General features: G+C 57.4%; 14 protein-coding genes. 9 read left to right on the top strand and 5 right to left on the bottom strand.

Annotated elements, in window-relative coordinates:
- Positions 1-96 precede the first annotated feature (96 nt).
- Together NZK35_RS09695 and NZK35_RS34895 are read left to right on the top strand one after the other, a co-directional pair.
- Positions 97-417, top strand: a complete 321-nt coding sequence (locus NZK35_RS09695; protein ID WP_259632334.1) for a cupin domain-containing protein — start codon at positions 97-99, stop codon at positions 415-417.
- Positions 418-459: 42 nt separating this feature from the next.
- Positions 460-621, top strand: coding sequence for a DUF2256 domain-containing protein (locus NZK35_RS34895; protein ID WP_407699784.1), 162 nt, complete (start codon positions 460-462; stop codon positions 619-621).
- On the opposite strand, the gene NZK35_RS09690 is transcribed toward NZK35_RS34895, so the two are convergent.
- On the bottom strand, positions 599-814 hold the full coding sequence (locus NZK35_RS09690) for a hypothetical protein (protein WP_259632333.1): 216 nt from the start codon (positions 812-814) through the stop codon (positions 599-601). The genes NZK35_RS34895 and NZK35_RS09690 overlap by 23 nt on opposite strands.
- Before the next feature lie 317 nt (positions 815-1,131).
- On the opposite strand from NZK35_RS09690, the gene NZK35_RS09685 reads away from it, so the two are divergent.
- Positions 1,132-2,679, top strand: coding sequence for a right-handed parallel beta-helix repeat-containing protein (locus NZK35_RS09685; protein ID WP_259632332.1), 1,548 nt, complete (start codon positions 1,132-1,134; stop codon positions 2,677-2,679).
- Positions 2,680-2,833: 154 nt separating this feature from the next.
- Here the strand turns inward: NZK35_RS09685 and NZK35_RS09680 are convergent, their stop codons facing one another.
- The gene (locus NZK35_RS09680; RefSeq protein WP_259632331.1) at positions 2,834-3,412 is read right to left on the bottom strand and encodes a hypothetical protein; all 579 of its coding nucleotides are present in this window, start codon (positions 3,410-3,412) and stop codon (positions 2,834-2,836) included.
- Positions 3,413-3,778: 366 nt separating this feature from the next.
- On the opposite strand from NZK35_RS09680, the gene NZK35_RS09675 reads away from it, so the two are divergent.
- The 4 genes from NZK35_RS09675 (at position 3,779) to NZK35_RS09660 (ending at position 6,833) form a co-directional block, all read left to right on the top strand.
- The gene (locus tag NZK35_RS09675; protein ID WP_259632330.1) at positions 3,779-4,387 is read left to right on the top strand and encodes a hypothetical protein; all 609 of its coding nucleotides are present in this window, start codon (positions 3,779-3,781) and stop codon (positions 4,385-4,387) included.
- A gap of 204 nt (positions 4,388-4,591) precedes the next feature.
- Positions 4,592-4,939: a hypothetical protein gene (locus tag NZK35_RS09670; protein ID WP_259632329.1), complete on the top strand. Its 348-nt coding sequence runs from the start codon at positions 4,592-4,594 to the stop codon at positions 4,937-4,939.
- A gap of 6 nt (positions 4,940-4,945) precedes the next feature.
- Complete coding sequence (locus tag NZK35_RS09665) at positions 4,946-5,521, top strand: nitroreductase family protein (RefSeq protein ID WP_259632328.1); 576 nt, start codon at positions 4,946-4,948, stop codon at positions 5,519-5,521.
- Positions 5,522-5,543: 22 nt separating this feature from the next.
- Positions 5,544-6,833: an alpha/beta hydrolase family protein gene (locus NZK35_RS09660; RefSeq protein WP_259632327.1), complete on the top strand. Its 1,290-nt coding sequence runs from the start codon at positions 5,544-5,546 to the stop codon at positions 6,831-6,833.
- Between the two features lie 84 nt (positions 6,834-6,917).
- On the opposite strand, the gene NZK35_RS09655 is transcribed toward NZK35_RS09660, so the two are convergent.
- Both NZK35_RS09655 and NZK35_RS09650 read right to left on the bottom strand, forming a co-directional pair.
- Positions 6,918-7,253, bottom strand: a complete 336-nt coding sequence (locus NZK35_RS09655; protein WP_259632326.1) for a YunC family protein — start codon at positions 7,251-7,253, stop codon at positions 6,918-6,920.
- A complete protein-coding gene (locus NZK35_RS09650; protein WP_259632325.1) occupies positions 7,250-7,717 on the bottom strand; it encodes a VOC family protein in 468 nt (155 codons plus the stop codon). Before NZK35_RS09650 ends, NZK35_RS09655 begins: the two co-directional genes overlap by 4 nt.
- A gap of 458 nt (positions 7,718-8,175) precedes the next feature.
- Between NZK35_RS09650 and NZK35_RS09645 the strand changes: the two genes are divergently transcribed.
- Positions 8,176-10,044 carry a pentapeptide repeat-containing protein gene (locus NZK35_RS09645; RefSeq protein WP_259632324.1) on the top strand — a complete coding sequence of 623 codons (1,869 nt, stop codon included), beginning with the start codon at positions 8,176-8,178 and terminating at the stop codon, positions 10,042-10,044.
- A 5-nt stretch (positions 10,045-10,049) separates the two neighbouring features.
- Entirely contained in the window at positions 10,050-11,192 is a 1,143-nt protein-coding gene (locus tag NZK35_RS09640; RefSeq protein WP_259632323.1) for a hypothetical protein, read from the top strand.
- A 99-nt stretch (positions 11,193-11,291) separates the two neighbouring features.
- Here NZK35_RS09640 and NZK35_RS09635 read toward each other — a convergent pair whose 3' ends face one another.
- Complete coding sequence (locus NZK35_RS09635) at positions 11,292-13,277, bottom strand: agmatine deiminase family protein (RefSeq protein ID WP_259632322.1); 1,986 nt, start codon at positions 13,275-13,277, stop codon at positions 11,292-11,294.
- Positions 13,278-13,683 lie beyond the last annotated feature (406 nt).

The following is a 13,683-nucleotide window of genomic DNA, read 5'->3' as shown; positions in this document are numbered from 1 at the left end:
TAACCAGATTGTATGGCGCACGAAGTCACTTTTGCGGTAGACTTCCAACACAACCGATCCCCTTACACTGAAAATCTTACTGCAACCACCTCTCCCATGAGCTACAACTTCACGCACCTGGCCGATCTGGCCAAAGAGGTCGAACCACCTGAAGATGGCATTTTAACTCGCACGTTGCACAACGATGGCGACGTGAAAGCTGTGATCTTCGGGTTTGGCAAGGACCAGGAACTGTCCGAACACACCGCATCGATGCCGGCGATTTTACATTTCATCCAAGGCGAAGCCACGCTGACGCTCGGTGAGGAAACGGTCCAGGCGCAACCGGGAGGTTGGGTTCACATGGCCCCTGGTTTGAAACACAGCGTCCAGGCCAAGACGCCGGTGATCATGTTGCTGCTGTTGCTGAAGCAATAGACGGGGAACTCGCCCGCAATTGGGCATGATGACCTGACAAACATGTCTCACAAAAAACCGAACTTGCCCGAGAAAATCTGTGCGTGCTGCGGAAGAGCCTTCACGTGGCGGAAGAAGTGGTCCAAGTGCTGGGAGCAAGTGAAGTACTGCAGCGAGAAGTGCCGTCGTCGTGGCCTGCCCACTACCGCGTCAACATCCGAATGACCTTGGCGATCAGCAGCAGCCAAGGCGTCGCGTGAAGCACAAGATCAAATAGATCGAGCGGCCGCCGCAACGTCCCGGCGACCAACATCTTTAGTTTTTCCCAAAGGTGCGGCTCCGGCACAAAGGGAGCCAATCCCAAGGTCAGGGCCGCCGCAACAAACAGTAGCAGCGGCATTCGGTCTATCCAGCTCATTTTGCTCTCGTAGGTCATTGAATCGCCACCCCACCCTGTAACGCTGTGAAGCATTTTTCCCCTGTTTTTCGTTAGGTTTTAGCGGCAGGGTGCGAGCCCTCCGGTTCCTCATCTTTACCGAAACACCGGAGGGCTCGCGCCCTACCGCTAAAAAATGCTTCACAGCGTAGCCCACCCTGGTGGGACAGTGGGGGTAGAAAGTGACAGGATTTTACTGTGCGACCATTTGAAGCTGGCACGATCCGTTGCCGGTGGAATTCGGTACAAATTGGCCGACGGTCTGCAATGTCTATCTGCAAGGACTCTACAATATCACCATGCGTCACGTGACACTTCTCCTGCTCGCAGCCGCGGCGGCTCAAACCACCATCGCTGCCACGATTCACGTTCCACTGCATCACGGCACCATCCAAGCCGCCATTGATGCAGCGGAGCCGGGCGACACCATCCGTGTCGCTCCCGGCACCTATCAGGAACAGATTCGTTTGAAGCCGGGCATCACGATTCGCAGCGATGGAGACAATCGTGAAGGCACCGATGGCCTAAAGCGAACCGAGGCGACGATCATCGATGGTGGCAGCGAATCTGGCGATCAACCCGGCGTGATGATGGCGGAAGCCAGCACCCTGGACGGTTTCACGGTCACCCATGTCGGCGTCTACGACGAGGCGTTATGGAAACAACACTTCGACTCCAAAGGCGAAGAACTGGGCGATGCAGAAGGATCCGTTCAAGCGGAAGGGACTCGCCCAGCAATCAGCATTCAAGGCGTGAGCTGCACCGTCACCCACTGCATCGTTCACCATAACGGCGATGTCGGCATCGGTGTTCTTGGCAAGGGCGGAACCACCACCGCACCCCACATCACAGACAACTTCGTGTTTCGCAATATGGGTGGCGGAATTGGTGTCGCAGACGGTGCCGAACCGATCATCCGCAACAACACCTGCAAGGAAAACCTGCGCGCCGGAATCGGCTGCCGCAAAGCAAATCCGATCATCATCAACAACCTGTCGTTTCAAAATATCCGAGCGGGCATCGGTTGCCGGGAAGGATCGAAGCCCTTGATACGAGGAAACAAGTGCTTCCTAAACCGACGTGCCGGAATCGGCATTCGCATGAGAGACACGGCACCGGTCGTGGAAAACAATGATTGCTATGAAAACGAGATGGCCGGAATCGGATGCCGAGACGGTGCAAGCCCGATTCTACGATACAACATCTGCTCAAAGAACAAAATGGCCGGAATCGGCTGTCGAGACGGTGCCGCGCCGCTGATCGTTGGCAATGAGTGTCGACAGAACGAATTGGCTGGAATTGGAGTGCAGCATCAGGCGAGTGCGATTCTGCGCGAGAACACATGCGTCGACAATAAGCTGGTGGCCGTCGGTGTGACTGCGGAATCCTCGGCCGTGATCACGGGAAATGATTTTTCACGCGTCGGCGGTCTGCCTCCGATCATTGCGGTGAAAGAGGATTCGACGGCCACGATTGGTCACAATCGCATCACCGGCGGTGGCGTGGCGGCGATCTTGGTCCAGGGCCGAGCCACAATCACCGGCAACACGTTCACCGGAATCGGAGCAGCACAAGGAAACGCCGTCTGGGTCTGGGCAAATTCCACGGCAGCGATTTCGGACAATTCCTTTAACGGATACCGGACTGCGGTGAACGCCACGAAAGCCACCGTGACAATCACCGGTAACCAAGTCAGCCAGTTTCAAGGGGCGGCGTTTGTCGTCAAAGAGAGCCCGGCGTCGGCTCATGTTTACGGAAACACAGCGCTGTCGGACGATCCCGACGCAAACTTGATTGATTTACAAGACGCCTCCGGAACCGTTGAACAGAACGTTTTGAAGAAATAAGTGCGGCGAGACGAGCAAGACGAAACGAATGAAAACGTCGTTTGGCCCGTCATCGGCGCACACCGCTCGCCTTTGCCTTTGGGTTTGCGATTCATGTCGTCGTGTTTCAGCAGGCATTCGAGCCGACCGACAACGCAAAGGCTTTCCGGTTCGGCTACCTGAGTGTTCTGGTATTGGAAAACGTAAGCGTGTGGATCGGCACGATCTTGGTGATGTGGGGCACGCCGAATTCGTTGGACCAGTATTCGATCTCATCGGCAAAGTCTTCCGCTTGCGCACGCTTGGGGAACGTGGCCTCGTAGGTCCACTGCGGCTGGACGGCTTGTTCGATGATTTCATAGTCGGTGATTTTGCCGTCGTCGATCTGGTTTTCGGCCGCGTTGCGGGCGCTCCACCAAGTGGTGAACTTCCAAACGCCCCTGTCGGACCATGAACCGTGGTCCACGCTGCCGGTCCACTGAAAGCGGTGAATAAAGTCCCAGGTGCCGGTGTCAGCGTCGCGGCCGACGATGACAAATTCGGTTTGCCCGGTGACATCCGGAGCCGAATAGACTTCGTAGTCGTACATCATGTCCAGGAAAGCGGTCCTGGAGATCGTGGGCTCGGCGGCGATCACGTCTGGCTTGACCGTGGTGATCGGCTGGGTGGAGTCGCCCCGCGGGGCTTCGGCGTGAGCCATCGAGCCAAGGCAGGTCAGGATCACAGCAAACGATATGGAGAGAAAGGGTTTCATGGTCACTGCTCGTGGTTCGGGTTTTGGAAAGACGGACGCCCTGTCCTGAACTCCAAGCGAAACAGCGGCGGCGCTGTTACAGAAACCCGCGTCGTTCTCAGTCGTTATCTGATTGACAACATTTGTAGTCAAAGAGGTGTCGTCTCGTCGGTGGTGATGTGTGGTCGATTTGACTTCATTGCGATTGACCTGGTGTGTTTCTTGATGAATCGTTTTTTTTTGAAACACCGTGAAACACCGGGTGAAACCTCGGTTTTGCCTGCATTTCTGGGCTTCCGATCGGTTCCCGGCACGCCGGCTGCGTTTGTCTGATCCCAGCGGAAATTGGTTCCGCTGGTTTGGACACTTTTCACGGAGCCCCCTTCAATGACCCTTCTCTCAAAAACGTTTGCCACTTTCGGATTGCTCGCCGCGTTCGTTTCCCCGTCCGCGTTCGCCGACACCTACCGGCACATCGACGACTTGGCCAGTGACATCGAACGAAAGTCGCGTCAGATCGAGAAGGAAGTGCGGCACTATCGCCATACGCCAGAGTACCGGCATCTGGTCGAGGACGCGCGTGACATGCGTCGCTTGGCTGATCATATGCACGACGTCGCCCATGACCATGGAAGTCTGGCGCACCTGGAATCGGACTTGCGGGAGCTGGATGCCAAGTTCCATCACTTGGAATCGGTGTTTGACCGTGTCGAGCGTCGGGCCTATCACGGTCATGGCCACATTCATGGCGAAACCTCTCATGTGAAGCAATTACTTCATGCGATCGAGGACGACATCCATCACCTGCAAGACGATCTTCGTTCGCTGCGAACGCCTGATTGTCGTTACTCCCGCGAGCTGGTTTCGCGTCCGCCCGTTTTCTCCGCCCCACCGGCCAGGCACTGGGACGACCATCGCTCGCGCTCGAGCGGCTACGGTTACGGTCGCGGTATCACGATCGGCGGCGGAAGCTCACGCTTCACGATTCGCTGGTAGTCGCAGTTCATCGCACGATTGACCCACGACGGGCGGAAAAGGCTGACCGGCCTTTTCCGCCCTGTTTCGTTTTCTTCGCGGCGGACGCTTCCGTTGGGGATGCATTTTCGTCACCATAGATCGCCCACACAGGCGCCCGCCGCGGCGCCGTCCCCATCTGCGGCACAATGCTCTGTCGCCGGCACGATCGCACTCGAAGTCTCCATGGCCAAAAAACAACGCATCCCCCACAAGTTCTTGCCCTGGATCGATGCCCGCAAGAAGTTTCGATTGTCCAACGCCCACATTCAAATGGCCCGTGAATTGGGGCTCAGTCCCAAGCGTTTCGGCGATTACGCCGACACCACGGACCAACCCTGGAAGGTGCCACTGCCGCAATTCATCGAGAACCAGTATGAAAAGCAATTCGGCAAGGAACGTCCGGATGTCGTGATGTCGATCGAAGAGATCGCGGCGGCCCACGTCGCCAAGCGTGCTCAGCGCAAAGCGGAAAAGCTGAAAGCCCGTCAGAACGAATCACCGCAAGACCTACCTCCAAACTCACTCGATTGAGATCGCATGGATCCCACCTTGATTACCGAAGTGATTCGCAACCGGCGTACGGTCAAGCCGGGGCAGATGTCTGATCGACCGATCGACCGCGACATCATCGAAGAGATATTGCAAAACGCGAACTGGGCCCCGACGCATGGCATGACGCAGCCGTGGCGGTTCAAGGTCTACCAGGGGCAATCGCGACACGAATTGGCGAACTTCCTGGCCGCGACCTACAAGGCGATCACACCGCCGGAGTCCTTCAAGCAGGCCAAGTATGACAAGTTCTGCGTCAACCCGACACGTGCCGGAGCCGTGATCGCCGTCGGCATGAAACGGCAGGAGAGCGGGAAAATTACCGAGCTGGATGAGATCATGGCCGTCGCTTGCGCGGTGCAGAACATGCACCTGACCGCCACCGCCCATGGCGTGGGAGGCTTCTGGTCCACCAACGTCGCTGCGATCAGCGATGAAATGCGCGACTGCATGGGCCTTGCCCCCAACGACCGAGCCTTGGGGTTATTCTACTTGGGGTATCTGAGCGGCGATTGGCCGTCGAGTGCACGAGAAGACATCGCGACCAAGGTCACGTGGGCGTAACACGCACCCGGGGGAGTTTGCCATGAGCGAGCGAAAAACAACGGGCGTTGCGGCGTCCGGCAAAACGTGGGCGGTCCGACGTCTGGTGACGGCAGCGACGCAACCGCGGACCGTCTTGCTTTGCTCGCTGCTATTCGGGCTGAGCTACACCCTCGTTGAGCCGACTTCGATACGTCGGATCGTCGGCGAGTGGACGTTGTCGCGTTCTCAAGTTCCTATCGCAAGACAGGGTTCGGCATCGAACGTGGGGCGGCCATTGGATGTCACGCTGGTGGTCGACGCTGTCCAAGCCAGGTTGCCGCGTGAAAACTTATTGCTGTATCGCGGTCCGCACGGCCAGCCGGTTCCCGTCCAAACCCCAGACGACTGGTCCAAGCGCCGGCGAGCAATTGTGGAGGGGATGCAATCAGTGATGGGGCAACTGCCCGGTGCGGAGAAACGATGCGCGCTGAACATGCAAGTCGTCTCAGCCGTCCAGCGGCCGGGATACTTGGAGCAGCTGATCACGTACCAGTCCGAGCCCGGCTCGCGGGTCCCCGCCTACCTGTTGATCCCCGACTCGATTCGCAAGCAACCGGCCGGCAAGACGCCCGCCGTCTTGTGCTTGCACCCGACCGACAACCGGATCGGGCACCGCGTCGTCATCGACAGCGACGCCAGGCCGAATCGCCAGTACGCCAGTGAGTTGGCCGAGCGGGGGTATGTAACGCTTGCGCCGAGCTATCCGTTGCTGGCCAACTACCAACCCGATCTCCAATCGCTGGGGTGGGAAAGCGGCACGTTGAAGGCGGTCTGGGACAACATACGTGGATTAGACTTGTTGGAATCACTGCCGTTCGTCGATGCCCGCGGATTCGGTTGCATCGGTCATTCACTCGGCGGACACAACGCTGTTTACACCGCGGTGTTCGACGACAGCATCAAAGTGATCGTTTCTAGCTGCGGTCTGGATTCGTATCTCGATTATTACGGCGGCGATGAGGCGCGTTGGCTGCCCGAACAGGGCTGGTGTCAAACCCGCTACATGCCCCGGCTGGCCGACTATCGTGGTCGGCTGGAACAGATCCCATTCGACTTTCATGAGATGATCGGTGCACTCGCTCCCCGACATGTCATGATCTCCGCTCCACTGCATGACGGCAATTTTCAGGCCGCCAGCGTGGATCGAATCGCCAAAGCGGCCGGCGCGGTCTACACGTTGCTGGGCCATCCCGATCGGCTTCGCGTCGAGCATCCTGATTGTGACCACGACTTCCCGATCGCAATCCGGCAACGGGCCTACCAACTGTTCGACGAAGTGCTGCGGCGTTGATCCCATGTGGCGGACGCTCCCAGCTTGGGTCGGGTTTCCAGCTGGCGGCTGACTGCTGTGGCAAGCAAGATGCTTACCCGACGTTCACTCCGCGGCAAGCATTTTTTCGACGGCCTGGCGGCCGGTCATTCCGATTTCAATTCCGAGCGCTTTGGCTTGTGGCGTCGCGTCCACGATGGTTGCATCGAACAGGTCTTCGGGTTCGACCAGGGGGGCGCTGGGGGTTCCCTTGGCGATGGCGATAGCTTGATTGAACTCGGTGGGTGTCGCCATGTCGTAGATGCCGCATCCGACGATGCCTCGACGCGTGAGGATCGAACAATACTGACCGTTCTCCCAGCGATTGCTGATACCGATTGCCGAACCGTTGCGGAAGGTCAATTCACGCGAGGTTGATCGGGGAAGCTTTTCATCGTTCATCGCTGCTGCCTCGACTCAGGCGTAGAGCCGGTGCGATCGAAAACCTCGACGCAATGCCCGTCGGGATCGTAGAACCAGAGTTGCATGCATCCATCGGGCCGCTTTCGCGGACCGCCTTGGATCCGCACACCGGCTGCTAGCAGGATTTGATGTGCCAGCTCCGCGTCGTCCACTTCGAACGCAAAATGGTGGGTCAATCCCGAGGCGACTTGGTCCGGATCGAGCCCGCCCCCCGGCTCGGAGCTGCCCTCCATGGTCTCGATCAAGTGGACTTGGGTCGCACCGGCTTGCAGCCAGTGTCCCGGAAAGCCGAAATCTGGCCGATCGACTTCCACCATCCCGAGCAGGTCTCGATAAAAATCGCGGCTGCGTGACAGGTCATCCACGACGATCGTCACGTGGTCAATCGCTTTGACACGGATCACGGATGCCGCGTTGTTCGTTGAAGTCGATGAGATCATCATGAATCACGAGGAAATAAAAACCGAGGAGAAGTGAAACCAGGGACGCCTGACGCCTTTTCGGCGGCACGCTCAATCTGAAAGTTGGCGGAGCAGTAGGTACTTTAAACGATCGGGGAAGCCGTGTGCTCAATCTCGCCGGATGGTTCCCATTTGAATGCAGGTGGCATCACGGCCTGTCGATTGAATCAGCCGTTTGGCGCGAGCCTACGGGCCCTAGTGCTTTTTCTTCGTGCTACAGGCCCGTACGCTCGCGCGAAACGGCTGATCCCATGTGTGGTCGGATTGGATCGACAGGCCGGGCAACGATCCGGGAGGGGTTTCCCGCCATGCCAATGCACCGAACACCGGTCGTTGCCTCTTTCGATGGGACTGCTGACCAGAAAACTTGCCGTTGTCACCGCAAAATCCTTGCTCTGCTGGAACCGAGTCCGGACAATGACTGGTCCTTCGGAGGTGTCATGATCCAGCCCATCCCGTCGCCCGTCGCCCCGCGCGTTGTCTCGCCCATCAGCGGAGACGTTACGCCGCTGGTCGATCAGATCGAAGGCTTGTTAACGCGCGAAAAACCGATTCGCGTCCGACTGGAGGGCGAAGGAAGGACGGAGGCGTTGAAGCATCTGGCCGCGGCGTTTCCCGAACCCATTGCAGCGGACAGGCTGCATCTGGATGATGAATCCCAACCTTTCGAGTTGGGCGATGCAGTGGTCACGGTCGTGACGAGTAAGCTGATCGTCTGTGACCTGGTCTTAAGCCTCTGTGCATGGTCGCGGGATGATTTCATCGAGTATCTGTTGGCCGTGCACCCCGACCAGTGTTGCAGCGTGATGAGCCGACTGAAAGATGCGAATCTGCGATACGCATCGGGGTCGCCCGCGGTTTGGCGATTGATTCTCGACCGGATGGCTGCGGATCCGATGGTCTGTGAGATCGAGTCGGTCGTCGTCGATGAAGTGCATCGCAGGATCGGCGATCAGATTCGCTCCAGAGCACTTGCGGACATGATGTTGATGCACTCGGCCGAGGCATTCGGGATGTTTCCGCTGGCCGGTGTCTTGCCCGCGTCGGTTGGCCAGGTTCTCAGCCAAGCCGATGTCGCAATGGCGTTTACGAATGAGCGTTTTGTGGGGCGTCTGCGTTCGTCCGATGTGGCGGAGGTGCAAGCATTGATGTCGTATCGCTGGCCTTGGGAGCGATTACAGTCGATTGCGAAGTTGATTGACAAGAGTGATCAAATCACTCTCAATCTGAGTAAGGCCTTTGCCGACGGACGGTCTTCGTCCGCGGCAATGTCTGCCACGTTGCTGTGTCTCTGCGATCCGCAATGGAAGCCCTCCGGCCAGCAGCTGTGTCTGTGCGGAGGACGGTTCGACAATGCGGTTTGGCCGGAGATTGATTTGCGTTCGGCAGATCTAAATGGTGCCAGGTTTTGTAACGCAAACTTGACTCGCGCCAAGTTCGATGGGGCATGCCTGCGGTCGGTCGACTTTTCCGGTGCGGTGTTGCGTCATGCCGATTTTAGCCAACCGTCCCGCAATCCGGATCATTCTGTGGCAACGCGAGTTGAGGACCGCGAAAAGAGGCATCGTCAGCGGAAAGGCACGGAAAAGGTCCGTCCCGCCGTTCTGGATATCGTCACGGGCAGTTTCCGCAATACGGACCTGTCTGATGCGAATTTGTCGGGCCGTTGTTTCCGTCATTGCGATTTGATCGACGCCGATCTGACCGGTGTCCGCGCGCACGGCGTCCTGTTTGAAGAGGCTGCCATCGATGGGGCGGACGTTCGCGGCGGGGATTTTTCTGATTCACGGTTTCTGAAGATGGACTTTCAAAACACAACGATCGATGACGCGAACTTTTATTGCTCAGAGTTCTTGCAATTGAACTTGGACGCCGTGACCGCATCGAAGGTTAGTTTCCAGCACTGCGGATTGTCCTACGCATCGATGACGGCGTCGACGTTGACCGCATGCAACTTTCACGACGCGACACTCATCAACGCCAAGCTGGCGGAAATCAGTTGGCAGGACTGCGACCTTCGCGATGCCGATTTGCGCGGCTCTACGTTTCATCTCGGATCCACACGTTGCGGTATGGTCGGCAGCCCGTATCCGTCGCACGGTACACGGACGGGGTTCTATACCGACGACTTTGACGAGCAATACTTCAAGAGCCCCGAGACGATCCGAAAAGCCAATTTGTGTGGTTCGGATCTGCGGGGGGCAGACATTTCCGGCGTCGATTTCTATCTTGTCGATTTGCGGGGCGCGACGTTTGATCCCGATCAACGCAAACAATTCGTCGCCAGCGGCGCGATCTTGGATGACTAAGTGACATGCCAACTGAGAAGGGTTCGGCCGGATTCAGCCTCAAAGACCAGCTGTTCAATCGGGAACGCATCGAGTATCTCGCCGGCTTGTTTGCCGCTGCGGATTCCCGGTTTGACTCCGACCGTTTTGTCCGCGAGTCGATGAAGGGGCTTTCGCGGTTGGAGTTGAAAGAACGCATCGTCCACCTCGCCGAGCGGCTGGAAAAACATCTTTCGCCGGATTTCGCGGTCGCCGCACAACAGATCACCGACGCAATGCCGCCGCCGTTGGATCCCCGCAAAACGGACGATGATTTTGGCGACTTCATTTTTGCTCCGTTGGGCGAATTTGTCGTTCGCAACGGACTGGAGAAGAAGCACGTCAATCGATCGCTGCGGACACTCAAGGCACTGACCCAGCGGTTTTCGATGGAGGATGCGATTCGCGCGTTTCTCAACGGACATCCCGAACGGACACTGAACGAACTGCAAAAGTGGTCGACCCATAAGAATTATCACGTGCGACGCTTGGTCAGCGAAGGGACTCGTCCGAAACTGCCATGGTCCAAGCGGCTGTCGATTCCTGTGACCACTCCGCTGCCGCTGCTCGAGCAGTTGCATGCCGATCCGACACGTTACGTCACACGCTCGGTTGCCAATCATTTGAACGACTTGACCAAGTCCCATCCGGACTTGGTCTTGGAAATGCTTCAGCGCTGGAAACAAGCAGCCAAGCAGGACGAGAAAGAGCTACGCTGGATCAGCAGGCATGCACTCCGCACGCTGGTCAAACAAGGTTCCGCTGAGGCACTCGCCTTCTTGGGGTTTCGGCCCGATCCACAGATCGAAGTCAGCGGTTACAAGCTCAAGCGATCGAAGATTCGACCGGGCGAAGCGATCGACATATCCTTCGAAGTTGCGGCGCGGCGTGATGAATCGCTGATGGTGGACTACGTGATCGATTTCGTGAAGGCCAACGGAAAGCACTCGCCCAAAGTCCACAAGCTCAAGCAATTGGCACTGAAATCGGGTTCATCCCTCTCGATGCGAAAGCGGCATGTCTTGCGGGCCAACGCGACCACCTACACACTCTATCCGGGAACACATCACGTCACGCTGCAGATCAACGGAAAGCCGTTCGGGACGCAATCTTTTGAGCTGCTACCCTGACCGTTGGTTGTTAGCCTTGAGGCGATTCCTGGTCGCTGCGTAGCAGCGACAGGGGGCGGCTAAAGCCTGCACACCAACACTCAGTCCCGCGCCACCTTTTTAGGATCCGAGGTTGGCGGTCAGGCAATGGAGGGCGCCGTCGAGTTCGATAATACGTGAACAGTCGATGAACACGATTTCCCAGTTCGGCAGGAGCTTATGGTAAATGCCGCGGACCTCTGATTCGAGGCTTTCGTGGCCGGCGTAGGACGGTACCAATAAGACCCCATTTGCGAACACGACGTTGGTGTAGGTTCTGAAATGGTTGTCGCCTCGTTTCGGCATTGGGACACGATGCACACGCAGTCGTTGCCCTTCGTGATCCATCTTCGAAAGTTGCCGGGCGACCTCATCGAGAATCGCCGTGTTGGGATCGTCAGGATCAGCGTACTGGCCGACGACCACCGTGACGGGGTCGACGAACGTTAGAAACATATCCACGTGGGAGGTGGGTTCGTCTTCCAGCGATTTGACGACGACCAGCTTTTTCGCCCCGCAAATGCGCTGCAATTCACGTGTGATCGCATCAGATGAAAAACCGTAGTCCTGGTTCTTGCGCAGCATCGCTTCGGAAGTGATTGTCAAGCCTTGTCCGTTGGAGAGGATCATGCCGCCTTCGACTCGCAACGGCGTGCGGCTGAACAGTGTGGTTCCGTCATCGATGATTCGTTCGGGCAACGAATCACAGATCGGTCGGAAATCGGTATTCCGTCGGCTGAGTAGCGAGTCAAACCAGATCGATTGGCCGCCGGGTGCGGTCGAGACGATCGGCCCGCTATCGCGAAACCAGGGCACTTCGGTTTCCAACACCCGAAAATCCACACGACTGAGATCGATACCGGCAGCGGTGAGTGCCCGTTTGGCTCGCGTTTGCGAATTCGCGTTGTCGGCAATGACGATCAGATTGGCGCGGGCGCAAAGATGTTTGGCGATGTTCGTGACCAGTTTTTCGGTCCAATCAAACGAACACCACGCGATGGCAAAGCTCGCTTGTGGTTCGAATTCCGCGACCATCGTTCCGCGAAACAAGCTGTCGGAGGCGACTAGCTCGCTCCTGAGATCGACGAGCGGACGCCACTGCAGCATCGGTTGATGATCGGCAACACCGGGACCGGCGTCTCCCTGGCCGGCCTTCGAGATCGCCCCCGTGCAAGCCTCGATCCGTCGCAGGGCGTCTTCATATCGATAGCGATGGGCCTCGCGTTTGGCCAAGTTCTGAGACTTGACGAGCAAGGAGTTGAGGTCATCGCGAGCTTGGCTGAGAACGCGTTTCCCCTGATCTCGGTCGCCGTTCATCTGCAGCAACAGATAGAGTTCTGCACGAAAGTCGACCAGCATTTCGTGTTCGATGGTCAACGACGTTGCTTCTGACCAGGGTGACAGAAACTCGATCGCTTTCTGCAAATAGTCTTTGCCATCGAGACCTTGAGCTTGTGTCGCAAAGCAAAGGTTGCGCAATGCGACCGCGGCAAGTTGACGACAATTTGGTTGTCCCACCAGCGACGTAAAACTTTCTTGGAAGTCGACGATTGCCGAATCCCAGTCCCCCAGAGTCGCGAAAACGCAACCACGCATATTCTGAACGCGGGATCGAAGTTTTGGATCACGCGAGGTGGATGGCGATGCGATCGATTGATTCAACGAGTCGATCGCCGACAATCCATCTCCTTGCAGGAATCTCGCTTGTCCGAGCCGAAAGAAGACTTTTGCCGCCTGATCGCTTTTTCCATAGTGCTGATTCTGAACGTACTGCGAATAAGTCACGTCCGACGCCGAGAGAAATGAATGGGCAAAGGTCGGATTGGATTCGTCACCGTACGCTCTCGCAAGATCGGTTAACACGGCTTCTTGTGATGCCATCGTTTCGTCCAACGATCGTGTTGCGAATGCGTCCGCTGCCGTCAGGCTGAGTTGCAACGCATCGACATGCGCATCGACAGACGCATTGGCATGGGTGATCTCCGATTCCGTTGCATGAGCTGGAACGCTCGCCTGCTGAGACCGAAAGATCAATCCATTGGCGGCTCCGATGACGAGCAGGAGCAAGGAGATGGCAAGGCCGAAAAAAGACCATTGTTTCACAAATCGAACCCCATCACTCGTCGTTACAGTTGGCACCTGGATCCAGTGTTTAACCGATCCGGTCCGGTTTTGGTTTCGCCGGAAACCCTCCGGGTGGATAAAGATTCGGTAAATGGACTGCCCCGTTTAGAGTCTTGCTGCTCCCCCCGAGCCGACGGCATTGCGGAGCCGACACCCGTTACTCTGGGACCGGCCACCGTCGCTCTTCAGGGGAGGCCTGGCAACCGGAAGGGGCGAGGCGGGGGTGGAGGCTGCAGTGACGGCGGCCATGGTTTTCGAGTATGCTAACGGTTCAATCGAAGCACTCAAGCCGTGCCGACTCGTTCGGCCGAGCGTTCCGATCCCACCCCACTCGCGCTCTCGAGATTTT

Origin of the sequence: Stieleria sedimenti (genome assembly GCF_025060895.1) — a bacterium.
Taxonomy (GTDB): Bacteria; Planctomycetota; Planctomycetia; order Pirellulales; family Pirellulaceae; genus Stieleria; species Stieleria sedimenti.
The sequence above is the reverse complement of the archived record's forward strand: the minus strand, read 5'-3'. Positions and strand labels throughout refer to the sequence as shown.